The organism is Micromonospora sp. WMMA1923 (genome assembly GCF_049179195.1).
GTDB lineage: Bacteria > Actinomycetota > Actinomycetes > Mycobacteriales > Micromonosporaceae > Micromonospora > Micromonospora yangpuensis.
Genome location: NZ_JBMHLZ010000001.1, coordinates 5002457 through 5026409, shown reverse-complemented (window position 1 = coordinate 5026409; position 23953 = coordinate 5002457). Strand labels below are relative to the sequence as shown.

At 69.9% G+C, this 23953-nt stretch carries 22 protein-coding genes and 2 pseudogenes; 13 read left to right on the top strand and 11 right to left on the bottom strand.

Annotated features, from left to right (window positions below; genetic code table 11):
* Positions 1-4 precede the first annotated feature (4 nt).
* Together ACN28G_RS22740 and ACN28G_RS22735 are read left to right on the top strand one after the other, a co-directional pair.
* On the top strand, positions 5-1561 hold the full coding sequence (locus ACN28G_RS22740; RefSeq protein ID WP_091444300.1) for a fused MFS/spermidine synthase: 1557 nt from the start codon (positions 5-7) through the stop codon (positions 1559-1561).
* Between the two features lie 146 nt (positions 1562-1707).
* Positions 1708-3630 (top strand): protein kinase domain-containing protein, encoded by a 1923-nt coding sequence (locus ACN28G_RS22735; RefSeq protein ID WP_421480289.1) that lies wholly within the window; start codon positions 1708-1710, stop codon positions 3628-3630.
* 10 nt (positions 3631-3640) lie between these two features.
* Here ACN28G_RS22735 and ACN28G_RS22730 read toward each other — a convergent pair whose 3' ends face one another.
* The 8 genes from ACN28G_RS22730 to ACN28G_RS22695 all read right to left on the bottom strand — a co-directional run bounded on the left by ACN28G_RS22730 (position 3641) and on the right by ACN28G_RS22695 (position 11082).
* Positions 3641-4273 carry a potassium channel family protein gene (locus ACN28G_RS22730; protein WP_373868367.1) on the bottom strand — a complete coding sequence of 211 codons (633 nt, stop codon included), beginning with the start codon at positions 4271-4273 and terminating at the stop codon, positions 3641-3643.
* 28 nt (positions 4274-4301) lie between these two features.
* Positions 4302-5636, bottom strand: coding sequence for a TrkH family potassium uptake protein (locus tag ACN28G_RS22725; protein ID WP_421480288.1), 1335 nt, complete (start codon positions 5634-5636; stop codon positions 4302-4304).
* Positions 5637-5786: 150 nt separating this feature from the next.
* On the bottom strand, positions 5787-7106 hold the full coding sequence (locus tag ACN28G_RS22720; RefSeq protein WP_421480287.1) for a hypothetical protein: 1320 nt from the start codon (positions 7104-7106) through the stop codon (positions 5787-5789).
* A gap of 733 nt (positions 7107-7839) precedes the next feature.
* The gene (locus ACN28G_RS22715) at positions 7840-8406 is read right to left on the bottom strand and encodes a hypothetical protein (RefSeq protein ID WP_139135771.1); all 567 of its coding nucleotides are present in this window, start codon (positions 8404-8406) and stop codon (positions 7840-7842) included.
* Positions 8407-8564: 158 nt separating this feature from the next.
* The gene (locus ACN28G_RS22710) at positions 8565-9131 is read right to left on the bottom strand and encodes a hypothetical protein (RefSeq protein ID WP_091444284.1); all 567 of its coding nucleotides are present in this window, start codon (positions 9129-9131) and stop codon (positions 8565-8567) included.
* Between the two features lie 15 nt (positions 9132-9146).
* Positions 9147-9731: a hypothetical protein gene (locus ACN28G_RS22705; protein WP_421480286.1), complete on the bottom strand. Its 585-nt coding sequence runs from the start codon at positions 9729-9731 to the stop codon at positions 9147-9149.
* Positions 9728-10618, bottom strand: a complete 891-nt coding sequence (locus ACN28G_RS22700) for a hypothetical protein (protein WP_421480285.1) — start codon at positions 10616-10618, stop codon at positions 9728-9730. The genes ACN28G_RS22705 and ACN28G_RS22700 overlap by 4 nt, the downstream gene beginning before the upstream one ends.
* A gap of 197 nt (positions 10619-10815) precedes the next feature.
* On the bottom strand, positions 10816-11082 hold the full coding sequence (locus ACN28G_RS22695; protein ID WP_421480284.1) for a GntR family transcriptional regulator: 267 nt from the start codon (positions 11080-11082) through the stop codon (positions 10816-10818).
* A gap of 125 nt (positions 11083-11207) precedes the next feature.
* Here ACN28G_RS22695 and ACN28G_RS22690 point away from each other — a divergent pair, with 125 nt between their 5' ends.
* The 6 genes from ACN28G_RS22690 (at position 11208) to ACN28G_RS22665 (ending at position 16343) form a co-directional block, all read left to right on the top strand.
* A complete protein-coding gene (locus ACN28G_RS22690; RefSeq protein ID WP_421480283.1) occupies positions 11208-11690 on the top strand; it encodes a DivIVA domain-containing protein in 483 nt (160 codons plus the stop codon).
* Positions 11687-11923 (top strand): hypothetical protein, encoded by a 237-nt coding sequence (locus tag ACN28G_RS22685; RefSeq protein ID WP_091444268.1) that lies wholly within the window; start codon positions 11687-11689, stop codon positions 11921-11923. Before ACN28G_RS22690 ends, ACN28G_RS22685 begins: the two co-directional genes overlap by 4 nt.
* Positions 11924-12082: 159 nt before the next feature.
* On the top strand, positions 12083-13051 hold the full coding sequence (locus ACN28G_RS22680; protein WP_421480282.1) for a hypothetical protein: 969 nt from the start codon (positions 12083-12085) through the stop codon (positions 13049-13051).
* Between the two features lie 116 nt (positions 13052-13167).
* On the top strand, positions 13168-14349 hold the full coding sequence (locus ACN28G_RS22675) for a hypothetical protein (protein ID WP_421480281.1): 1182 nt from the start codon (positions 13168-13170) through the stop codon (positions 14347-14349).
* 219 nt (positions 14350-14568) lie between these two features.
* Positions 14569-15222 (top strand): hypothetical protein, encoded by a 654-nt coding sequence (locus ACN28G_RS22670; RefSeq protein ID WP_421480280.1) that lies wholly within the window; start codon positions 14569-14571, stop codon positions 15220-15222.
* A 116-nt stretch (positions 15223-15338) separates the two neighbouring features.
* Positions 15339-16343, top strand: coding sequence for a hypothetical protein (locus ACN28G_RS22665; protein ID WP_421480279.1), 1005 nt, complete (start codon positions 15339-15341; stop codon positions 16341-16343).
* A gap of 79 nt (positions 16344-16422) precedes the next feature.
* On the opposite strand, the gene ACN28G_RS22660 is transcribed toward ACN28G_RS22665, so the two are convergent.
* Complete coding sequence (locus ACN28G_RS22660) at positions 16423-16995, bottom strand: hypothetical protein (RefSeq protein WP_139135767.1); 573 nt, start codon at positions 16993-16995, stop codon at positions 16423-16425.
* Positions 16992-17543 carry a hypothetical protein gene (locus ACN28G_RS22655; RefSeq protein WP_091444258.1) on the bottom strand — a complete coding sequence of 184 codons (552 nt, stop codon included), beginning with the start codon at positions 17541-17543 and terminating at the stop codon, positions 16992-16994. The genes ACN28G_RS22660 and ACN28G_RS22655 overlap by 4 nt, the downstream gene beginning before the upstream one ends.
* Positions 17544-17721: 178 nt before the next feature.
* Between ACN28G_RS22655 and ACN28G_RS22650 the strand changes: the two are divergent.
* The 4 genes and pseudogenes from ACN28G_RS22650 to ACN28G_RS22635 all read left to right on the top strand — a co-directional run.
* Positions 17722-18402 (top strand): annotated as a pseudogene (locus ACN28G_RS22650) (DEAD/DEAH box helicase); the annotation flags it as partial.
* Between the two features lie 120 nt (positions 18403-18522).
* A pseudogene (locus tag ACN28G_RS22645) lies at positions 18523-20028 on the top strand (helicase-related protein); the annotation flags it as partial.
* A gap of 111 nt (positions 20029-20139) precedes the next feature.
* On the top strand, positions 20140-21765 hold the full coding sequence (locus ACN28G_RS22640; RefSeq protein ID WP_139135766.1) for a hypothetical protein: 1626 nt from the start codon (positions 20140-20142) through the stop codon (positions 21763-21765).
* Between the two features lie 106 nt (positions 21766-21871).
* The gene (locus tag ACN28G_RS22635) at positions 21872-22876 is read left to right on the top strand and encodes a hypothetical protein (RefSeq protein ID WP_421480278.1); all 1005 of its coding nucleotides are present in this window, start codon (positions 21872-21874) and stop codon (positions 22874-22876) included.
* On the opposite strand, the gene ACN28G_RS22630 is transcribed toward ACN28G_RS22635, so the two are convergent.
* Positions 22857-23300: a helix-turn-helix domain-containing protein gene (locus ACN28G_RS22630; protein ID WP_091444247.1), complete on the bottom strand. Its 444-nt coding sequence runs from the start codon at positions 23298-23300 to the stop codon at positions 22857-22859. The two genes, ACN28G_RS22635 and ACN28G_RS22630, sit on opposite strands and share 20 nt — an antisense overlap.
* A gap of 265 nt (positions 23301-23565) precedes the next feature.
* Between ACN28G_RS22630 and ACN28G_RS22625 the strand changes: the two genes are divergently transcribed.
* A complete protein-coding gene (locus ACN28G_RS22625; RefSeq protein WP_091444244.1) occupies positions 23566-23949 on the top strand; it encodes a hypothetical protein in 384 nt (127 codons plus the stop codon).
* The last annotated feature ends 4 nt before the right edge of the window (positions 23950-23953 follow it).

The following is a 23953-nucleotide window of genomic DNA, read 5'->3' as shown; positions in this document are numbered from 1 at the left end:
AGCGATGAGCAGCTCAACTCCCGAGGTGGTGGATCCACCGGCCGAGGCCGGTCCGCCGCCGGTGCGCGCCCTGCCGGCGGGTCTCGCCGCCTTCCTGGTCTTCTTCTCCAGCGGTGCCGTGCTGGTGCTGGAGACCGTGGCCCTGCGTCTGGTCGGCCCGTACGTCGGGGTGACCCTCCAGGTCACCAGCTCGGTCATCGCGGTGGCGTTGGCCGCCATCGCGTACGGGGCGTGGGCGGGCGGCTGGATCGCCGACCGGCGTGATCCGCGTCCGCTGCTGGCCCCGGCGCTGGTGCTCTCGGCCATCGCCACCGCGGTCACCCTGCCGATCGTCAGGTACGCCGGCGAGTCGCTGCGCGGCGGCGCGGAGAGCGCCGTACTGCTGCTCACCGCGCTGGCCGTCTTCGTGCCGGCGATGCTGCTCTCGGCGATCACCCCGCTGGTGGTCAAGCTCCAGCTCGCTGACCTGCGCCGCACCGGCCAGGTGGTCGGCAAGCTCTCCGGGATCGGCACCCTGGGTGGGATCACGGCCACCCTGGCCACCGGGTTCGTGCTGGTGGCCACGCTCACCAGCACGACGATCGTGCTCGCCACGGCGGTCGCGTTGGCGGTGGTCGGGATCGGCCTCTGGGTGCACCTGCGCCGGCAGGACCAGGCGGGCCGGCTGCCCGGTCCGGCGCGTACCCGGGTGGCGTTGACGGTGTTGGGGCTGGTCGGGGCGGGGCTGACCACGATCGCGCCGAACCCGTGCGACATCGAGACCGCGTACCACTGCGCGAGCGTGGAGGCCGACCCGGCGCGGGAGAGCGGGCGGACCCTGCTGCTGAACTCCGCCCAGCACTCGTACATCGACCTGGCCGATCCGACCCACCTGGAGTACGAGTACACCAAGTGGTTCGGCGCGGCGGCGAACGTGGTCGCGCCGGTGGGGGACCGGGTCGACGCCCTGCACCTGGGCGGGGGCGGGTTCACCATCCCCCGGTACCTGACGGCCACCCGGCCGGGCACCGACAACCTGGTGTTCGAGATCGACGGTGGCCTGGTCGACCTGAGCCGGGCGGAGCTGGACCTGCGGACCGGCCCGCAGTTCCGGGTGCGGGTCGGTGACGCCCGGATGTTGCTCACCGCCGAGCCGAGCGCGAGCCGGGACCTGGTGGTCGGGGACGCGTTCGGGCACCTCGTGGTGCCGTGGCACCTGGCGACCCGGGAGATGGCCGCCGAGATCCGGCGGGTGCTGCGCCCCGGCGGTACCTACGTGCAGAACGTCATCGACTATCCGCCGTTGCGGTTCATCCGCGCCGAGCTGGCCACCGTCGCGGCCGAGTTCGAGCACGTCGCGCTGATCGCCCCGCCGGCCTCGCTGGCCGGGCGGCAGGGCAGCAACTTCGTCATCGTCGCCTCGGACTCACCGCTGCCGCTGCCCGCGCTGCAGAACCAGCTGGGCACCCTGACCGAGCCGGTACGCCTGCTGTCCGGGGCGGAGCTGGCCGAGTTCGTGGACGACGCGCTGGTGCTCACCGACGACTACGCCCCGGTGGACCAGCTGCTGGCCACCGCCTGACCAGCTGCGCCCCGCCGGGGCCGGCCGACCGGGTAGGCGTCGGCGGATCGGGGCGACACCGCCTGATCAGGTGACATCCCTGACCGAATGCCATCATCCAGGTGTAGCCCGGGGCTTGTCGGGCAACTCCTCCGACCATGGGTGGAGTGGTCCGTAACGGCGCACAGCTGCTCGGTCGGCGGTACCGGTTGGTCGAGCAGCTCGGCGCGGGCGGCATGTCCGTCGTGTGGCGTGGCTACGACGAGGTGCTCGGCCGGCAGGTGGCGGTGAAGGTGCTCGCCTCCCGGCTGGCCAGCGACCGGGCCTTCCGGCACCGGATCCGGATCGAGGCGCAGGCCGCCGCGCGGCTGGCCCACCCCAACATCACCGGCGTGTACGACTACGGCGAGTCGGTGCAGGTCGGCCTGACCGTGCCGTACGTGGTGATGGAGCTGGTCGACGGCGTCCCGCTGAGCGCCCGGCTCGGCCGGGACGCCCGGCTGCCCTGGCGGGAGGCGGTGACCATCGGAGCCGAGGTGGCCTCGGCGTTGGCCGCCGCACACGCCCGCGGGGTGGTGCACCGGGACGTCAGTCCGGGCAACGTGATGCTCACCGCGACCGGGGTCAAGGTGGTCGACTTCGGCATCTCCGCGCTGGTCGGGGTGAGCGAGCAGGGCGCCGACGGCACCGTCTTCGGCACCCCGGCGTACGTCGCCCCGGAGCGGCTCGACGACGGCCAGGTCCTGCCGGCCACCGACGTGTACGCGGTCGGCCTGCTCCTCTACCGGATGCTCACCGGCGGACTGCCCTGGGACGCGTCCAGCACCACCCAGCTGTTGCGGGCGCACATGTTCCAGGATCCCGAGCCGCTGCCACCCGTGCCGGGCCTGCCGGACGCGGTCACCGAGCTGGTCGGGCGCTGTCTGGCCAAGCGCCCCGAGGACCGGCCGGGCACCGCCGAGCTGGCCCGTACCCTGGCCGACGCTGCCGGGGTGCCGGCGATCGTGCCGGTCTCGCCGGCCGCCTCGGTGGATCCCGGGGTGCTGGCGAACGCCGGTACCACGATCCTGCCCTGGCGGGTCGACACCGACGCGTTGCCCTTCACCGAGGCCCGGCGGGGCCGGCGGATGCTCGGCCGGCGGGCCGGCGGCGGTCGGCACGGTGGCGGCGGGCTGCTCGGCCGGCGGGCCGGCGGCGGGCTGATCGGCCGGCGGCTCATGGGCGGGTCGGTCGACAACGGGCCGGTCAACGGCCTACCGGTCGGTGGCGGGCTGGACGGTGGCCGCCAGAGCGGTGGCAGGCTGAGCGGTGGCCCTCGGGTCAGCGCCCGGCGGCGGCGGGTGGAGGCCGGGCTGGTCGCGGCCGGGTTCGTCGCGGTCACCGCCGCGATGTGGGGGGTGGCGTCGCAGCACAGCCCGGCCAGTGGGGGCGCGGAGCAGCCGACGGAGGCCCGGATGGGGTTGGAGCCGCCGGTGAGCTGCGCGGTGGCCTACACCCTGCGGTCGGACAACGGCCGGGAGTTCGCCGCCGACCTGACGCTCACCAACACCGGCCGGCGGGAGCTGCGCGACTGGACCGTGCACTTCAGCTTCCCGGCCGAGCAGAAGCTGACCCGGCCCGCCCCGACAGTTCGCCAGCAGGGCGAGACGGTGCTGGTCCGGCCGGCTGCCAACCGGCCGGCGGTGGCGCCGGGCAAGTCGGAGAAGGTCGCCCTGACCGGCACCTACACCGGGGTGAACCCGCTGCCTGTGGAGTTCCGCCTCGGCGAGACCCGGTGCGGGGTGCAGGTGGCCGGGGTGGCCGGCACGGCACCGGCGACGAAGCCGCCGGCCGCCAAGGCGAAGTCGAAGGCCGCGACGAAGAAGTCCGTCGGCTCGGGCGGCTCAGGCGGCTCAGGCGGCTCCGCCGCCAAGAAGCAGCCGGCCAAGAAGGCCGCCGCCAAGGGGTCTGCTGACGCGAAGAAGGCCGCTCCGAAGAAGCCGGACCCGAAGGCCAGCGAGGCCAAGAAGTCCGCCGCTCCGCAGAAGCCCGACCCGAAGCCGGCCGCGAAGGGCGCCGGTGGTGCCAAGCCGGCCAAGGGTGGCCGTTGACCGGTATCGATCAGGTGAGGGCGGCGAAGCGCTGCACCTGTTCGATGCTGCCCTCCACGATCAGGATGCTGCCCGGGGCCAGCACGGTGTCCCCGGCGGCGTACCGGAACGGCTCCCCGGGCAGTTTGGCGCCGACCACCATCACCCCGTACCTGTCGATCGGGCCGAGCTCGCGCAAGGTCCGCCCGAACAGCGCCTCCGGCGCGCGGACCTTGGCGATGGCGAAGTCGTCGCCGAACTCGATGTAGTCGAGCATCCGGCTGACGATCAGGTGCGCCACCCGCTCCCCGGTCTCCGCCTCGGGGAAGATCACCTGCTGGGCACCGACCGCCGCCAGGATCCGGGCGTGCTGCTCCGAGGTGGCCCGGGCCCAGATCTGCGGTACGCCCAGCTCCGCCAGGCCCAGCACGCTGAGCACGCTGGCCTCGACCGACGCCCCGATGGCGACCACCACCCGTGCGAAGTCGGCAAGCCCGAGTTGCCGCAGCGCCCCCACCTCGGTCGCGTCGGCCTGCACGACCCGGTCGAGGGTCGGCGACCACTTCTGCACCCGGTCCGGATTGCGGTCGATGGCCAGCACCTCGTGCCCCAACTGGGTGAGCGAGGTGGCCAGGTGGCAACCGAACCGGCCCAGCCCGATCACCACCACCCCTTCGGTGTCCCGCCTGCGCCTAGCTGACAATGGGTTGCTCCTCCGGGTACCGGTAAAGCCGACGTCGGGTGTTCAGGGCGATCGCCGAGCCGAGGGTGAGCGGCCCGACCCGGCCGACGTACATCAGGACGGTGAGGACCAGACGACCGGGCTCACCGAGGGTCGTGGCCAGCCCGACGCTGAGCCCGGTGGTGCTGAACGCGCTGGTCACCTCGAACAACGCCCGGTAGTCCCGGACGTTCTCGGCCAACGCCACCAGCCCGGTCGTGCCGGCGGCGACGAGCGCCACGCTGAGCAGCGCCACGGTCAGTGCCTGCCGCTGGCTGGTGCTGGCGACCCGGCGGCGGCCCACCGTGACGTCCGGCTCACCGCGGAGCTGGGCCCACATCACGAAGGCGAGCAGGAAGAAGGTGGCGACTTTGATCCCGCCGGCGGTGCTGGCGCTGCCCCCACCGATGAACATCAGCCCGAGGAGCAGGGGATAGCTCTCCTCGTCCAGGGCGGCCATGTCGATGAACTCGAAACCGCCGGTACGCAGCACCGCGTCCTGGGTGCCGACGGTGAGCATCTTGTCCGCCCAGCCGTACGGGCCGATGGTGTGCGGGTTGCCCCACTCGGCGGCGAGCAGCCCGACGAAGCCCACCACCAGCAGCGCCAGGCTGCCCCAGATGGTCAGCTTGGTGGCCACCCCCCAGCGGCCGGGCTGTCGCCAGGTGCGGCTGGCGTCGAAGATGGCCGGGAAGCCGAGCCCACCGATAATGGTGCCGGCGGCCACCGACAGGCAGACCCAGGCGTCCCGGGCGAACCTGAGCATGCTGTCCGGGTAGAGCGCGAACCCGCCGTTGTTGAAGGCCTGGACGGCGTGGAACAGGCCGTACCAGAGGGCCCGACCGGGCGGGTAGTCGTAGCCGAGCCAGAGCCGACCGGCCAGGACCAGCGTGATCACCGCCTCGCTGACCAGGGCGATCGCCGCGATCCGCAGCAGCAGCCCGCGGACGTTGCCGAGGCCGTACTCGGCGGTCTCGGCCTGCACCAGCAGCCGGTTGCGCAGGCCGAGCTGCCGGGCCACCACCAGGATCACCAGGGCCGCCCCGGTCAGGATGCCCAACCCGCCGGCCTGGGTGAGCACGGTGATCATGATCAGCCCGAACTCGTTCCAGTAGGTGGGGGTGTCGACCACGCTCATGCCGGTGACCGAGACGGCGGAGGTGGCGGTGAAGAGCGCCACGGTGAACGGGGTGTACTCGTACTCGGCGGAGGCCTGGGGCAGCATCAGCAGGCCGGTGCCGAGCAGGATCGCCACCAGGAACCCCACCGGCACCAGCCGGACCGGATGACGGAAGAACCGGCGCACCAGCCCATCTTGTCCACCCGCCCCCGCCCCCGCCCCCCAAACTGCAAGGAAGGGCCCCCTCTTAACGCATACGGTCGAGAAGGGTCCCCTCCTTACAGCTGCGAGGGAGGGCTGTGGGCGGCCGGCAACTCCGGGCGGCCCCGGCGGCTGCTACCTGCGTGGCGACGTCCCTCGGTTCTGCTGGGTGGGCGCGGGTGGTGCCGCCGAGCTGGACGCGGGCGCCCCCTGGCTGCTCCGGTTCTGGAGGAAGCTGCTGGTCTGTTGCAGGACCTCGCTGAGAGCGGGTGCCGGCGACTGGCTTCGGGAACGCGCGAACCCGTTGGCGGCGGTGAGTTCGAAGTTCTCCAGGGTCAGCGCCCGCCCCGCAGCGGGGTTGGCCATGCGGTTGTAGTAGCCGTGCTGGATGTCGTAGACGCTGTCGGCGTGGGGGTGGGATGCCATCGTCTCGCGGAACCGGCTCGCCGCAGCCGGGTCCAACGAGATCCGCTCAGGCGGATTGTCCCGGAGCCACGCCTCCGGTGAGTGGTCCCGCGCGGCGATAGCTTTGTAGTCTCGGCCGTCCGCCCGATCGAATGACTCGCGGTCGAAGGCACGCATCTGCGCGACCGAGTAGTTGAGGACGCTGGTCACCGTGGGTTCCTTCGTCCAGGCGTCGACCACGACGGACTCCGGGTGGAAAGGCGGGCCGATGACCGGGGCGACGTGATCGAAACCGACGTCTTTGCCGTTCTGGCCCCTGGCGGCCAAAAAGTCGATGACGGTGATCTGGTCGCCGATGTTCCGTCTACTGTCGTACAGTTGCGATTGGACCAGGGTTACGATCTCTGCCGAGTAATTTCCGCACTTTCCTCCACCGACCGCCCGAGCGAGGTTTGCCACTTGGCCGCGCATGGTGTCGAGATCGGAATCCTGAATGGCATCCTCGGGGTCCAAGACCCGCTCCGCGTTCATGGTGCTGGTGCCAGCAGATCGGACGAACTCGTCCACCTGATTTACCGGGACGAACCCCTCCCGAGCTGCCGTCGCAGCTGCACGGCCGAATTTGAGACGGGCGTCCCGCAGGTCGTTCTCCATGGCATGTACCTGCGCGAAAACGCCTGCGGCTCGCCCCAAGAGTTCCTGCTCGGGTGGGGTGACCAGGTGCGGGTTCTGTCGGGCGTGGTCGCGGGCGGACTGCAGGAACTGCCGCAGCGGGTTGTCGACCTCGGCCCGGAGGTTCCGCTGGTATGCATCGAAGCGCAGCGACTCCGGTGAGTCGTACGCTGGCCGATCCGCAAATTTGCGGTTTCGCATCTCGTCGACGAAGCGGTACCTCTCGAGAAGCTCCTCGTACCTGTTGAGGTTTCTTTCGTCAGGTGACAGCTTCGCCAGGGTCGCGGGCAGCGCGGTCAGATCCTGCCGCAACTGTGCCCGACGTCCGTCCAGGAGATGCTGTACATAAGCGATCTCCGTCGGTGGTATTTCCGGCACTCGTTCTCCTCCAGATAGCGCTTCCGTCGATTCCCGCCGTCGTGGGCGGCTCCTTGATCTGACGACGGGGCCCGACGGCGGACCGGGGCCGCGTCACTCGGCCGTTGGTCCTCCGCACAACGTCCGGTCACCTTGATCGGTTCGATCTTTCGGCAAACTCGCAGTGCCGCGCGCCGGGCTTCGCCGACCGGGTTTCATCTGCCGGCCAGCCGCCGACCCTCGCGCTCAACGGCGACCTGTCTGCTCTGGCACCTTCGCCGAGTTGCGCACCCGGCGCGCCGGGGATCGGTTACGACAGGTGTAGGGCCGTCGGGCGGCGGAAGGCGGCAACCCCGGGGCGGTACGCGCCTGGGGACATCGGTCGGTCACGATCGTCGGGCCCGGCGACTGGCCGGCATTTCCGCGGGGGCCCGGTACTGGCCGTTTGTTGGTCGTCTCGGTTCACTCCGGTCGGCTCCTGTCGGGACGATGGTCGGCGGATTCGCTTGGCGGGCTCAGTCGCATGAAGTGCCGTCCGCCCGGTCGGTTCACCCCTCGGAGCACCGCCTCGTACGACGGGAACGACGGCTCCCGGTTCGACCGGAGCCTCGGTGGCCGCCGTCTCACCTCGGCGGCGCTGAACCAGCGGGCCCGTCGATCCGCCCCACCGGATCGACGGGCCGGCCCGACCGTTCCGTCCGTACCGCTCAGCCGGCGACCTGGCGTCGGCCGGTCGTCGGGCGCACCGCCGGTGCTACCCTCCGCCTCCGCCTCCGCGGGCGTTTCGGCGGACGTTCCCGGAGGTTGGTGCCAGGGCCGGTCGGGTGCTGCTGTTGTCCGGGGACTGACTGCCGCGTCCCGGGCTGCGCAGCGACGCCACCTCCGACATCGTCGGGCTCCAGGTGCCGGTGGCGATCCTGTTGTGCATCTGCCCGGCCAGGTTGTTCTGGTCGATGAAGGGGACGATGTTCCGCTCGTACCCATCCTGCGTGGCTATAAGGTTCTGCTGGGCATTCCGGACCTCCATGGTCCGGTTCTGGACTTCTTCGGCCCGCTGCTGACGCTCGCGGGAGGAGTTCGTGGGGTACATCTCCATCCACCCCTGGTAGTCCTCCAGAGCCGTGTGGGCGTTGTCCAGGCGCTGGTTCGCCCGCTCAACCGGCGGGTAGTACTGCCGGTCGTAGCGGTCTCGCTGCTCCTGAGTCATGCCGTAGTCGCGGACCGTGAGGTAGTCGTACTGGGCAAGCAGCTCCTGCCCGTTGCGTGGTTGCGGTGCGGCAGGTTGTTGACCGTACGAGCCTTCTGGGTTCGGGTGAGTCATCGACTTATCCCCCTGTCTCGTTGCCTTTCCTATTGGCAGCGACGTGACCGGGGCGATGATTCCTCGATGCGGCAGGGGTTGCGTGTGATTACTGTCTCAAGTGGACAGTGGTGGCGGAGCCGGTGGCGGGAGGGCCACCAGCGAGGGCCCGGCTCTCCTCAGCGGAACTGGCCGCGCCGCTGCGGGGGCGGCTCGATCGGCGGCCTGCTGGCCTGTCCGCTGCCGCCCTCACGGCGAGGCCGGTCGCGTCGACCCTGGCTCGGGGACTCCAGCGTGGCGTACGGCGCGAAACCCGCCCCCGCCTCCTGGGGCAGCCTCGACGGCTCCCTGAAGGTCAGGGTCACACCGCGACTACTGACGTAGTTGATCAGGTTCTCCCGGTACTCGTGGCGACTGTCGTTCGCGTGCTTGTCGGCCTGTGTCTGGAGGTTGACCAGCTCTTGCCTGGCGGCCATGAAGGCATCGAGTTGTTCGTAAGGGACCTGTCTCCGGTCGAAGTCTGCCAGCGCGGCCCGGCGTTCCGCCGCCTGCGCGTCGCTCTGCTCGACCAGACTCCACGGGTGCACCCGGTCGAAGTCGTTCCGTACGTCAGCTGGCAGAGCATCCCGGATGGCTTCGATGGTGTAGTCGTGGCGTAGCGAACGATCCCGCCAGTCGATGTGGATGTCGAAGTCCGACCCGCTGTTGGGGTAACTCATCGTCGCCTCTTCCCTGGTGGTCAACATCGGTCACGGGGGGGGTCACCTGGACGGGGGCCGGGCCTGGAGTCGGTCGCCCCGGGACTCGCCCAGCGGCGGACGGGGGCTGCTGTCGCTGTGCCCGGACCGGGGCTGCTGGTTCGACCTGCTGCCGCCCGGCGACTGGAGGGGGGCGACGTCCGCCACACTCGGTGCTGGCGTGCTGTAGAGCTGCGACCGGGTGATGACGCCCGGCAGCAGGTTGCGGTTGTCGACGTGCTCGATGAGGTTGTTCCGGTAGCTCCGTACCACCTGTTGGACCTCCGCCAGGTCCTCCTCGGTGTAACCGCGGCTCGGTGCTGCTGCTTCGCGTACCGCTCGGACCTGCTCTTCGGTGGCGTTGCGCGGCAGGTCCGCCATCGTCCTCGCGTCGTGTCGTTCCAGTTCCCGGCGGTGCTCTCTGACGTCCTGGGCGGCCCGCAGGGCTTCGTTCCGAGGGTTGGCCTCGTCGAAGGCTTGGCGATCCGCCGGGAGCAGGTTCTGCCGCACGGCATCCACGCCGTGGTCCCGCACCATGCCTCGGGTGGTCTGCGGGGTCCTGGGCTCGTGGATGGGGAAGTCCTGCTGGTTCCGGTCCGGGTAGCTCATCGTGGTCCCATCGCCTTGGCCTGTCGGTTGGGCAGGTGGAAGGCCTGGTTGGCCGGGGTGGAACTGTTCGTCGTCGTCGGCTGGGTGGGCTGCGCCGGTCGGAGGAGGGCCGCCTGCCGGCTCAGGACGGTTTGGCTGAGCGTCGTGAACTGCTCGGTTGCCTGCCGCTGCCGTTCCGTCAGCGCCTTGATTTCCGCGAGGTTCACGCGGATGTGCTGCTGTGCGGCACGGGCAGCGTCGGGCAGGCCAGGGAGGCGCGCTTCCCGCTGCAGGCGGGCCCCGTTGTTCCAGTGCTCAGTCAGGGCGGCGTCGATCGCAAACTGCGATTCGCGTCCGGCTGCGGCGGGTTGCCGGGACGCGGCGACCTCCCTGGCCGGGTCGCGGTGAGGCTCCAGGTCCGGGCCGTGGTGAAGCTCGCGGGTGACCGCCACCAACTCGCGGATCAGTTTGATCTGTTGGTGCGCTGCGGCCTCGAACGGCTGCGCGCTGCCCGGGTCGGCGGAGCGCAGCGTGTGGACCGCCTCCCAGATCTGGCTCTGGGCGGTGTCCTGGGCGTCGAGCGCGACGCGCAGCGGGGCCTCGGCTCTCCGTCGGCTCTCGAGGGCCGAGTCGAGCTGGAACGGTGTCATGCGCGCCGGCGGCAGCTCCGACAGCTGTTTGTCGGTGGCGGCGAGGTAGCCCGCCGCGGTGGTCAGCTCGGTCGCGGCAGCTCGCTGGCGCGCTCGGGCAATGTCGGTCAAGGATCCGAGAACCTGGCTGGTGGACGGGGGCGGGGTCTCGGCCGGGTAGGCGATCTGGCCACTGCTTCGGCGTGCCTGTTCCGACTTGGCGAGATTCGCCTCCAGTGCGCTCAGGTACTCGTCCAGCGGTTGTGTGTCGTACTGCATTCGTCGAACCCTTCACCGGGGCGATCGTCGTCGCCTGTCGCGTCGTCCCGGTTCACGACGGGCGCGATGGCCCCTCGGTTCGATCGTAGGTCAGGTGATCGCGGTCTCACGCCGACGACGCCCCGGTCGTCCGGCGACGGCGGGTGACTCCCCGGTGGCAGGTGGACCGGGTACGGCGGGTCGGTCCGGTCCTGGCCCTACCGCTCCGGCCGCTGCGCGACGTAGGTGCCGCGGCCGGGCTGACCGATGATCAACTCCCGATCGTGGAGCAGGGAGAGCGCACGGTAGACCGTGCCAGTGCTGACCTCGTACTGGACGGCGAGCTGGCTGGTCGACGGCAGCTTGTCGCCGGGCTTCAGCTCGCCACTGGCTATCTTGGCGACGATCTCGTCGACGATGCGGCGGAACGACGGCTGTGCTGTGGGCATGGTGAGGACTCCGGTCGGTTCGGCACCACTGATCATGCCCGACTTGCTAGAGCTGCTGCAACAAGTAAGTTCGACATGACGCTCCGGGGTCGACCTGCTGTAACTGTTGTAGTAGGTTCCTGAGTGTCCGGCTCCGGTTGGTTCGGCAAACCCTTCCGAGCGTGGACAACCAGGTTGGCTCCGGGGCCGTACCGCCGATCAGGGCTGCGGTCACGGGGCCGGCGGCCCGGTCCGCTTCCCCCGCCCCGGACCGGGCCGCCTCCACCCACGACACACGGGCCCCGGCCCAGGAAGGCGGCGTCATGCGTACCCTGCTCACCCGACTCCGGCGAGCCACCCACCCACCGACACCACCCACGCCGCACCACCCACCGGCACCACCCGCCGGACGCCGATCACCGCACGACGGCTGGTACCGCGCCGACTCCTGCCCCCGCCTCACCATCACCCAGATCCGCAACCGACACTTCCGCACCGTCCGCCGCGGCCTCCACCCCACCGACGTGTACGCCCACCTCCACCGCGTCGCCAGCGAACTCGCCACCACCCGCCACGCCCTGACCACCGCCACCGAGGAGAACACCCGAATCAAGACGGCGCTACGCACCTGGCAGTCCCAGTTCACCCCCGGGGGCAACCGATGAGCACCGAACGCTTCGTCGTCCACCTACCCGTGGTCGCCGACAACCTCGACACCGCCCGCCGCTACGCCCGCGTCATCACCCGCGCCGTCAGCTTCCTCGGCAACGTCGACCGCACCGAAACCACCGTGTCGTACGAAGACGAACAGGGCGTACACCACCGGATCTTCTGCGACCGACTCCTCGGCAACGGCCGACGCTGCACCGGACGCGCCGGCCACCCAGGCGACTGCTGACCTCGATGGTTCTCCCGACGGGCGCGGTCCTCGGAACCATCGGTTTCGGCGCCTTGGTGATCAGGAACGGCGGTGGATGTCGCGGCGGGTGTGGCAACTGTCACTTTGGGTGGTCCGGTACGGGCTGAACCGTGCGGGGTTCCGGCCCGTCGAGTGGTCATGCCGAACAATCCGGAGAGCCAACGGTGGGCGAATATTCATGCCGCTGTCGAGCATCACTTCGCCAACCGTTTCGGGCAACCACCGTCCGCAAAGGTGCCGGTGAACGGCATCGTGGTCGATCTCAGCCGGGCCTTGAGCAATATTCGACGGAAGGGTTATCCGGAGGCTTGTCCCGTGGAGACGCGGGATTTGATCGAGTTGTACCGCGATATGGGTGCCTTCCCCAAGGGAAGTGGGCGTCGGGGCGAGTCGGGTTGGGCGGATGTTCGTGCCGCTGTCGAGTATCACGTCGCCAACCATTTCGGGCAACCGCCGTCCACGAAGGTGCCGGTGGGCGACATCGAGGTCAATCTCAGCAAGGCCTTGAGCAATATTCGGCAGCACGGTTTTCCGGAGGCTTGTCCGGCGGAGACGCGGGATTTGATCGAGTTGTACCGCGATACGGGTGCCTTCTCCAGGGGAGGTAGTGCCAGGCGGGGTGAGTCGGGTTGGGCGGATGTTCGTGCCGCTGTCGAGTATCACGTCGCCAACCTTTTCGGGCAACCACCGTCCAAGAGGGTGCCGGTGGGCGACATGGAGGTCAATCTCAGCCAGGCCTTGAGCGATATTCGGCGGCACGGTTTTCCGGAGGCTTGTCCGGTGGCGACGAGCGATTTGATCGAGTTTCAGTCTGCGGTCGGCGCTTTCGGGCTGGGGCCGGCGGGTAGCATGCCGAAGCGGCAACCGCAGCCGCAGCCGCAGCCGCAGCCGCAACCGGTGCCGGAGATGGATTTGGATTTGGATCCGGAGTTGGTGCAGGGGTTGGGGGTTTCGGGGCTGTCGGCCTGGCCTGGTCAGGCCGGTGGTGTTGCCACAGCTGCCGCCCTTGTTCTGCCCGCTGCCAGGTCGCAGCATGCGCCGTCTGGGTATGCGCCGTACGACCCGGCACCCGGGTCGTCGTCGAACAATGGGCGGTCGCGTCACTGAAGGTGGGTGCTGGGGGTCGTTGTGTTGGACGGGTCCCCGTGCTGGGTGTGGCGAGTGTCACTTTGGGGGGTTCGGTGCGGGTTGAACCGTGTGTGAGTCCGGCCCGTCGAGTGGTCATGCCGAAAAATCCGGAGAGCCAACGGTGGGCGAATATTCATGCCGCTGTCGAGTACCACTTCCTCCACCGTTTCGGGCATCCACCGTCCACAAAGGTGCCGGTAAACGGCACCGAGGTCAATCTCAGCCAAATCCTGGGCCATATTCGGCAACGTGGTTATCCGAAGGTTTGTCCGGCGGAGACGAGGGATTTGATCGAGTTGTACCGCGATATGGGTGCCTTCCCTAAGCGGGGCGAGTCGGGTTGGGTGGATGTTCATGCCGCTGTCGAGTATCACGTCGCCAACCATTTCGGGCAACCGCCGTCCACGAAGGTGCCGGTGAACGGCACCGAGGCTGATCTCAGCCAGGCCTTGAGGAGTATTCGGCAGCGTGGTTTTCCGAAGGATTTTCCGGCGGAGACGAGGGATTTGATCGAGCTGTACCGCGATATGGGTGCCTTCTCCGAGGGAGGCCGGGCCGCGCGGGGCGAGTCGGGTTGGGTGGATGTTCATGCCGCTGTCGAGTATCACTTCGCCAACCATTTCGGGCAACCACCATCCAAGGCCGTGCCGGTGAACGACATCGAGGTCAATCTCAGCAAGGTCTTGAACCATATTCGACGGCAGGGTTTTCCGAAGGCTTGTCCGGTGGGGACGAGGGATTTGATCGAGTTGTATCGCGATATGGGTGCCTTCCCTATGGGGAGCACTGCCAAGCGGGGCGAGTCAGGTTGGGCGGATGTTCATGCTGCTGTCGAGTATCACGTCGCCAACCGTTTCGGCCGACCGCCGTCCAAGAAGGTGCCGGTGGGCGACATGGAGGTTGATCTCAGTACAATCTTGAGCGATATTCGGCAGCGTGGTTATCCGAAGGATTGTCCGGTGGCGACGAGCGATTTGATCGAGTCTCAGTCTGCGGCCGGCGCTTTCGGGCGGGGGTCGGCGGGTAGCATGCCGAAGCGGCAACCGCAGCCGGTGCCGGAGATGGATTTGGATTTGGATCCGGAGTTGGTGCAGGGGTTGGGGGTTTCGGGGCTGTCGGCCTGGCCTGGTCAGGCCGGTGGTGTTGCCACAGCTGCCGCCCTTGTTCTGCCCGCTGCCGGGTCGCAGCATGCGCCGGCCGGGTATGCGCCGTCTGGGTATGCGCCGTACGACCCGGCACCTGGATCGTCGTCGAACAATCGGCGATCGCATCACTGAACGTGGGCGCTGAGGGCCGTCGTGTTGGACGGGCCGCCTGTACTGGGTGTGGCGAGTGTCACTTTGGGTGGTCCGGTCTGGGTTGAACCGTGCGTGAGTCCGGCCCGTATAGTGGTCATGCCGAACAATCCGGGAAACCGACGGTGGGCGAATATTCATGCCGCTGTCGAGTATCACTTCCTCCACCGTTTCGGGCAACCGCCGTCCACGAAGGTGCCGGTGGGCGACATCGAGGTCAATCTCAGCAAGGCCTTGAGCAATATTCGGCGGCACGGTTTTCCGGAGGCTTGTCCGGCGGAGACGCGGGATTTGATCGAGTTGTACCGCGATATGGGTGCCTTCCCCAACAGAGGCAGGACCGCGCGGGGCGAGTCGGGTTGGGTGGATGTTCATGCCGCTGTCGAGTATCACGTCGCCAACCGTTTCGGGCAACCGCCGTCCAAGAAGGTGCCGGTGGGTGACATCGAGGTCAACCTCAGTCAGGTCTTGGCCAATATTCGGCTAACTGGTTATCCGAAGGATTGTCCGGTGGCGACGAGCGATTTGATCGAGTCTCAGTCTGCGGCCGGCGCTTTCGGGCGGGGGCCGGCGGGTAGCATGCCGAAGCGGCAACCGCAGCCGCAGCCGCAGCCGGTGCCGGAGATGGATTTGGATTTGGATCCGGAGTTGGTGCAGGGGTTGGGGGTTTCGGGGCTGTCGGCCTGGCCTGGTCAGGCCGGTGGTGTTGCCACAGTTGCCGCCCTTGTTCTGCCCGCTGCCGGGTCGCAGCATGCGCCGGCCGGGTATGCGCCGTCTGGGTATGCGCCGTCGGGGTATGCGCCGTACGACCCGGCACCCGGGTCGTCGTCGAACAATGGGCGGTCGCGTCACTGAACGTGGATGCTGGGGGTCGTTGTGTTGGACGGGTCCCCGTGCTGGGTGTGGCGAGTGTCACTTTGGGGGGTTCGGTGCGGGTTGAACCGTGTGTGAGTCCGGCCCGTCGAGTGGTCATGCCGAAAAATCCGGAGAGCCAACGGTGGGCGAATATTCATGCCGCTGTCGAGTACCACTTCCTCCACCGTTTCGGGCAACCACCGTCCACGAAGGTGCCGGTAAACGGCACCGAGGTCAATCTCAGCCAAATCCTGACCAATATTCGGCGTCTTGGTTTTCCGAAGGCCTGTCCGGTGGAGACGAGAGATTTGATCGAGTTGTACCGCGACATGGGTGCCTTCCCCAAGGGAAGTGGGCGTCGGGGCGAGTCGGGTTGGGCGGATCTTCATGCCGCTGTCGAGTATCACGTCGCCAACCGTTTCGGGCAACCGCCGTCCACGGAGGTGCCGGTGAACGGCATCGAGGTCGATCTCAGCAAGGCCTTGAGCAATATTCGGCGGCAGGGTTTTCCGGAGGCTTGTCCGGCGGCGACGAGAGATTTGATCGAGTTGTACCGCGATATGGGTGCCTTCTCCAGGGGAGGTAGTGCCAGGCGGGGTGAGTCGGGTTGGGCGGTTGTTCATGCCGCTGTCGAGTATCACGTCGCCAACCGTTTCGGGCAACCGTCGTCCACGAAGGTTCCGGTGGGCGACATGGAGGTGGATCTCAACCAGATCCTGAGCAATATTCGGCATCGTGGTTATCCGAAGGATTGTCCGGTGGCGACGAGCGATTTGATCGAGTCTCAGTCTGCGGCCGGCGCTTTCGGGCGGGGGCCGGCGGGTAGCATGCCGAAGCGGCAGCCGCAGCCGCAGCCGCAGCCGCAGCCGCAGCCGCAGCCGCAGCCGCAGCCGCAGCCGCAGCCGCAGCCGCAGCCGGAGATGGATTTGGATTTGGATCCGGAGTTGGTGCAGGGGTTGGGGGTTTCGGGGCTGTCGGCCTGGCCTGGTCAGGCCGGTGGTGTTGCCACAGCTGCCGCCCTTGTTCCGCCCGCTGCCAGGTCGCAGCATGCGCCGGCTGGGTATGCGCCGTACGACCCGGCACCCGGATCATCGTCGAACAATCGGCGATCGCGTCACTGACGTCGGACCGGCCCCATGTCCTACTGGCGCACAGCGGTACGGCGATTCGCCGGGCCGCCGTACCTGCTCCACGTCCTCGTCAGGTCTTGCCTCTCGTCCGGCCCGGTGGTGCCGGGGCGTGACCGGCCGGGCGGGAAGCGTATCCACCGTCCCGGCCTGCCTGCGACGAGGCATCCGGGCGGTGCGGGCTGCCCAGCAGCGCCGCCTCGGTCACCGTCGGCGGAGCGGCGACGACTGTCGGCCCGGTCTCCCGCCTGGCCTGCGCGGCGAGGTGCTCGCCGGCCCCGGTGAGTGCCTGGGCCGCGCCGTCGAGATCCACGGCGACCTGCCCCACGCCTGCCAGCGTCACCTCGAACTTCGTCGGGTCGTTCGCCCCCGCCCTGGCCTTCGCCAACTCCTCGGTGGCGTTGCGACGACCCTCTTCGGCCTGTCGTAGCGCGCTGTCCAGCCGTCGGTCCGTACCCGCGGGCGGCAGGGTCTGCCGAGCCGCTTCGAATTCGGTAGTGAAGCGGCCCAGACGTTGCTCGATCTGCTCCAGCGCGGTGGTGAGCGCCGAGCCGCCGGCCTCGGTCACCTGGGCGGCGTTCTGCGCGCTCCGTACCACTGCCTGTGCCGAACCTATCGCCGACTCCATCGGGTTCGGGGGTCTCATCCGGCACTCCTGCCGGGCCGGTTCGAAGGCGGGGTCAACCAACGTTCGGTTCGCGCGGGTGCCGCAGGAGTCGCGCTGCTCCCGTGATCGCCAGATCCGGCCGGCCGGTGGCCGGCGGGCGTGGGGGAGGCCAGCCCCGCCGCCGTGCTCACCGTCGACTGGCTGATGCCACCGGGCGTCATCCGGAACGCCTGCGAGGTCGCGTCGATCGCCTTGTCCTGGTGGTGCTGGAGCCTGCTGTGCGGCTCGTTCTGGTACAGCAGCTCGACGACCCTCTTCTGATGGATCTCGGCCGTCATCATGTGGTCGTCGGTCTCGTAGAGCCGCTCCCACCGAGGCGACTTGCCTGGGCGGGGATCCCTTTCCATCTCTTTGTCGAGGTCTCCTCGCACCGCCTGGATCTTGCCCAGGGCGGTCAGTGCGTTCTCGGCGCTTCTCTCCCGGGAGTACTCGAAGCCGGTCTCCGCGTTTACCCGCAGGAACGCCGCCGTCACGTACTGGCTGTTGCGAGCGTCCGCGATCGGGTACGAACTCTTGGGCCTGTCCACTGGCTGCTCCGCTCGGTCAGGTGAGGCGTCGGGCTGGGCTGCTGTCGGTGAGCGACCGGACGCATCCGAACTACGGAGGTCGATGGTGGGTGGTTCGAGGGTTAACGAGCCATTCATCTGTGACCCGGAACACTCTGGCCGGGCTTGCCGGGGTCGGGTCGGCTGGTAGGAATGCCGGATGAGTGTGGATCGGACGGCGGTACGTGAGCGAGCCGAGGCGGTGCTGCGTCGGCTGGCCGGTGAGCACGCCCGGCTGCGCGAGGACCAGTGGCGGGCGATCGAGGCGCTGGTGGTCGACCGGCGGCGGGTGCTCTGCGTGCAGCGCACGGGTTGGGGCAAATCGGCTGTCTACTTCGTCGCCACCGCCCTGCTCCGCGCCACCGACGGTGCCAGCACCTCCGAAGCCGCGAACGCCTCCGACGGTCCCGGCGCCACCGACGGTGCCGGTGGGTACGGGCCGACGGTGATCGTGTCGCCGCTGCTGGCGTTGATGCGTAACCAGGTCGAGGCCGCCGCCCGCGCCGGCATCCGGGCCCGGACCATCAACTCGGCAAACCTCGACGAGTGGGACGAGATCACCGGCGAGATCCACGCCGGTGCGGTGGACGTGCTGCTGATCAGCCCGGAACGCCTCAACAACCCGGACTTCCGGGACAGCGTGCTGCCCCGGCTCGCCGCCACCACCGGGCTGCTGGTGGTGGACGAGGCGCACTGCGTCTCCGACTGGGGCCACGACTTCCGGCCGGACTACCGGCGGCTGCGGACCTTCCTCGGCCGGCTGCCCGAGCGGACCCCGGTGCTGGCCACCACCGCCACCGCCAACGCCCGGGTCACCGCCGACGTCGCCGAACAACTGGGCACCGAGCCAACCACCGACACCGAGCCGAGCGGCGGCACCGAGCCGAGCGGCGGCACCGAACCGGCCACCGGCACCGGACCGACCACCGGCACCGAGGCGGCCGGCGGGGGCGGCGGGCGGCCGGACGTGCTGGTGTTGCGGGGCAGCCTGGACCGGGAGTCGCTCCGGTTGGGCGTACTCGATCTGCCGAGCCCGGCGCACCGGCTGGCCTGGCTCGCCGACCACCTGGACCGGCTGCCCGGCTCGGGGATCGTCTACACGCTGACCGTCGCGGCGGCCCAGGAGACGGCCGAGTTCCTCCGCTCGCGCGGCTGGTCGGTGGCCTCCTACACCGGGCAGGCCGACGACGCCGACCGGCGGGCCGCCGAACAGGACCTGCTGGACAACAAGATCAAGGCGTTGGTCGCCACCAGCGCGCTGGGCATGGGCTTCGACAAGCCGGACCTCGGGTTCGTGGTGCACCTCGGGGCGCCGTCGTCGCCGATCGCCTACTACCAGCAGGTCGGCCGGGCCGGTCGGGCGGTGGCGCACGCCGAGGTGCTGCTGCTGCCCGGGGTCGAGGACGCCGCGATCTGGCGGTACTTCGCCTCGCTCGCCTTCCCGCCCGAGGAGCAGGTGCGGGCCGTGCTGGCCGCACTGCACCCCGACCGGCCACTGTCCACCCAGGCCCTGGAGCCGATCGTCGACCTGCGGCGTACCCGGTTGGAGTTGATGCTCAAGGTGCTCGACGTGGACGGCGCGGTCCGCCGGGTGCGCGGCGGCTGGCTCGCCACCGGCGAGCCCTGGGTCTACGACGAGGCCCGGTTGCGGCGCGTCGCCCAGGCCCGCACCGCCGAGCAGCAGGCCATGCGGGAGTACGCCGCCACACCCGGCTGTCGGCTGCGCTACCTGCGGGAATGCCTGGACGACGCCGAGGCGGCCGACTGCGGCCGGTGTGACCGCTGTGCCGAACCGCTGTTCACCCCGGCGGTCTCCGACACCGCGTTGACCGCCGCGCGGACCTTCCTCGGCCGACCCGGGGTCGACCTGCCGCCCAAGAAGCTCTGGCCGACCGGGCTGGACGCGGTCGGCGTACCGCTGAAGGGTCGGATTCCGCCCGGTGAGCAGGCGCTGCCCGGCCGGGCGGTGGGGCGGCTCTCCGACCTCGGCTGGGGTGGCCGGCTGCGCGGCCTGCTCGGGCCGGACGCCGCCGACGGGCCGGTCCCCGACGACGTGGCCGCCGCCGTGGTCGAGGTGCTCAAGGCCTGGGCACACGGCGACGACCGGTGGTCGGCCCGCCCGGTCGGGGTGGTCGCGGTCGGCTCCCGCCGCCGGCCGACGCTGGTCGGCTCGCTGGCCGAGCGGATCGCCTCCGTCGGTCGGCTCCCGCTGCTCGGCCAGGTCGCCCCGGTCGGCCCGCCCACCGGCACCGGTCCGCGCGGCAACAGCGCCCAGCGGGTACGCGCCCTGCACGACGCCTTCACCGTCGATGCGGAGTTGGCCGCCGCCCTCGCCGGGCTGGACGGGCCGGTACTGCTCGTGGACGACCTGGCCGACACCGGCTGGACCCTTACCCTCGTCGCCCGCCTGCTGCGTCAGGCCGGTGCGCCGGGGGTGCTGCCCCTCACCCTCGCCGTGGCCGGCTGAGCCGGGCCATCGACGACTGTGACAAGTTCCACAGATCGTCGACGTCAAGTTACCGAACGGTCGCTGCGGCGCTCCGTAGATCGAGCCGACGGCAATCTACTGGAGGTGGAGATGGCCCACAGCGACAGCGACGCCGACTCGGTCGTGACGGTGCTGCGGATCCCGGAGCAGACAGTCGAGTCGCCGGCGCGGAGCGCGGCACCGCTCGACCTCGGGCCGGCCGGCCCGGAGATCCACCGGCAGTTGGGCGAACTCACCCTGCAGCTCGACCGCCTGGTCGGTTACGCCAAGGAGTTGGACCACAGGGTCATCGACGCGTACTTCCTGGGGCGCGACGAGTCACCTTTCACCCGGCGCGGCAGCGTGGGCGACATCGGCGAGCGGGGCGAGCGGCGGTTCGGCCAGCTCCCCGAACGGTTGGCGGAACACTGGCAGGATTCGAATCCCCGGGCGCTGGCCGGGGAGGTGGAGGCCGCCAAGAAGCGGAACGAGGCGCTGCTCGACCGCCTGGACCGGGCGATCAAGGAATCCGGCGGGCGGCCCGGGACGGAGGTCCGGCATCCCGACCTGCGGATGGTCCGCAAGAACCAACTCGATATCCGGAAGAGGCTGGGTCAGCTGGCCGGCGCCGTCGAATACTCGGCACACGCCCTCGACGGGGTCAACGCCGGCGCTGTCGGAAACCTCTACGTGCAGCAGTCCCTGGAGAGTTCGGTCAGGGCGATCAGTGGGCAGATCCGAGAACTCGAGCCGGCCCGACGGGAGGTCGGCACCGGGCAGGACCGTCGGGACCTCGATGCGGGCTACGAATCCGACACGTCAATCGCCAGTGGAAGTACGGACGATCGTGGCTACCGCGTAACCGGCGACCTCCTGCCGTTGCCGAGGGTGCTGAGGCGGCTGATGCCCACGGCGGACCGCCTGGGCCCGGAGGGGGAGACGATCCGCGCCCTCCAGCAGGAGATCCTGGGTGGGGCGCGCCGGCTCGCCCGGTCGATCCAGCCACACGTCGACCGCGTCGGGAAGATCGAGCGGTACCTGCAGACCATCGATGAGCTGCGCGGAACCTCCAGCGCAGCCATGTGGGCGCTGGCGGCGGCGAAGCCCGGAGTACGCCGGGAAGAACCCGCCCCGACGAGTGCCGCGACCAAGGAAAAGATCGCCGGTGTCCAGCAGGCGGTCGGGCGGGAACTGGCCCGGGTGTCATTCGCGAAGTTCGTGCCGGAAACCGAGAAGCTGAAGGCCGTCAACGATCGTCTTCTTGAGGTCATCGACCAGAAGCTGAAGAATCCCGGCGAACCCCAACGCGGCGACCTGCAGACCGTCCACCACGCCCAGCAGGTTGTCGGTGAGGTGCTGCGCCGCAACATCGCCGCCCTGGACGGGGCAGAGAAGGGGCTTGCGTTCCTGTCGGGTCGAGCCTCCGAAGGCCCGGGAACCCGTACCGCAGCCTGGGACATGGCCGATGCGACCGTCCACTCCCTGCGGGTGGCGGCGAACTTCGAACAGCGGTCCCTGGTACGGCCGGCACCCGTCAACCCGTCGACGTCGGCAGTCGGGCGGGACCGGGCCGCCGGCCCCGACGAGAACCGCCCGGCCGTGTCCGATCTCGCCGCTGCCCGGCTGTCGTACGTCGGTCCCGCGGCGGGCTCCCCGCAGCAGAGCCTGGCGTCGGCCGGGGCGGTGCCGCACCGGACGCGTTCGGAGCCGAACATGCGAAGCGCGCCGGCGAGGTAGGCGCGACGAGACCGGTGGTGCGTTCGCCAGCCCCACCGGGGTCGGCCGACGGATCCGGCCGCCGTCCACCTCCGGCCACCGCACGTCGTGGCGGTACCGTGGCGGCATGCCTGAGCAGCCCAGCACCGTCGAGGACGAGGCCCCCGTCCCCGCTTCGGCCTCCGAGCCGGCCGGGACGGTGGCCCCCACCGTGGTCGACCCCTCGACCGTACGGATGGCGTTGGTGGTGGGCGGGCTGCTGCTGGCCGTACTCCTGGGGTTCGGGTTGGGGCGGATCAACCCGCGCGAGACGGTGGCCGGCCCGATGACCCCGGCCGGCGGGACGGTCGGCGGCGCGGCGGCGGGCGGCGGGCACAGCCACGCCCCCGGCACCGGCGCGCACCAGCACGACGGGGCCGACCCGGACGACGCCACCGGGCTGTCGGTCACCTCGGCCGGCTACACCCTGGTCCCGTCGACCCCGGAATTGCCCGCCGGGCAGGCCGGTGAGCTGCGCTTCCAGGTGCACGACGGGCAGCGCAAGCCGGTCACCCGGTTCGCTGTGGTGCACGACAAGCCGCTGCACCTGATCGTGGTCCGCCGGGACCTGAGCGGCTACCAGCACCTGCACCCGACGATGGCCCCCGACGGCACCTGGTCCATCCCGCTGACCCTGACCCAGCCGGGCGTCTGGCGGATGTACGCCGACTTCACCGCCGTCGCCGACGACGGACTCCAGACCGCAGTCACCCTCGGCGTGGACCTGACCGCCCCGGGGCAGTACGCGCCGGTGCCGCTGCCCGCGCCGGCCCAGCAGACCATCGCGGACGGGTTCACCGTCTCCTACCAGGGTGAGCCGAAGCCCGGCGTCGCCGTACCCCTGGTCTTCACCATCGAGGGTGCGGACGGCGCGGTGCCGACGTTGGAGCGGTACCTCGGCGCGTACGGCCACCTGGTGGCGCTGCGGTCGGGTGACCTCGGCTACCTGCACGTGCACCCCGAGCCGGAGCTGGACGCCGGCGCGGTGAAGTTCTGGGTGACCGCGCCCGGCCCCGGCAGCTACCGGCTCTACCTGGACTTCCAGGTAGCCGGCGAGGTGCGGACCGCCGAGTTCACGCTGACCGTCGCCTGACGTCGTCGGCCCGCCCGCCGACCGGCCGGTGGGCCAGGTAACGCAGCAGGTCCCGGATGTGGTGCTTCTCCTCGGCGGCGATCGTCGGATCGGCCAGCCGGTCCAGGATCACCCGCACGTCCGCCTCCACCGGGGCCTCCTCGCCCCGCCGCTGGCCACCGACCCGGCCGGCCTCGGGCAGGCCCAGCGCGCGGAACGCCGCGGTGACCGGCAGGTCCAGGGCGGTGCAGAAGCTGCGCACCTTGGCCAGCTCGGGGTAGTCCTGCCAGTCGCCGGCCAACCAGCGGAACACGGTGGAGCGGCCCACGCCGGTGTGGGTGGCCAGGTCGGTCACGGTCCAGCCGCGTGTCTCGCGGGCGTCGTCGATGGCGCGACGGACGAAGCGGGCGAACGCGTTCTGCGGCGAAACCTGTGCCGAACCCATCCCTGTGAGGTCTTCTTCCTGCCAGCCGAGCACCGGACGGTGCGTCTTCGAGGGTAGTACGGCCGTCGGTGGAGGCAACCGACCGACCGAACCTATTGTCCGGAACCGGGCCCCCACCGGCCCGAATCAGCGGTGGGTAGCCGTGCGGAACCCTCGGGTGACCGGCACTATTGAGGCCTGTCGTCGTGCCGCGGTGGTCCCGCAGCGGTGGTCCTCGCCGCGGTGGTGCCGCCGCGGGGCCGCATCGTGCCCGAGAAGGAGCAGCATGGCCGAGTCCGACCGTCAACCGCCGCACCGCCCGGGTGCGGTAAGCGTCTTCTTCGTGGCCAAGGCGGGGGTCTTCGCCGTCGCCTGCTGGACGTGGCTGCTGATCGCGGTGCTCACCGGCGACGAGGTGACCGGGGTCCAGCTCCTGGCCGCCACCGGGGCGATCACCACCACGCTGGTCGGTGTGGTGCTCGGTGCCCGGCTGGCCCTGCAACGCAACGCCGCGCTCCGGCACGCCGAGCTGAAGCGGCTGCTGGTGGACATCTCCTGGAACGCCTTCGCGGCGGCCGGTGACGCCGAGTCGAGCGGTACCGTCGTGCCGTTCCCGACCTCGCCCCCCGACGGAGGTCGGACGCCGAGCCGCACCGACCGGCACCGCTAGCCTG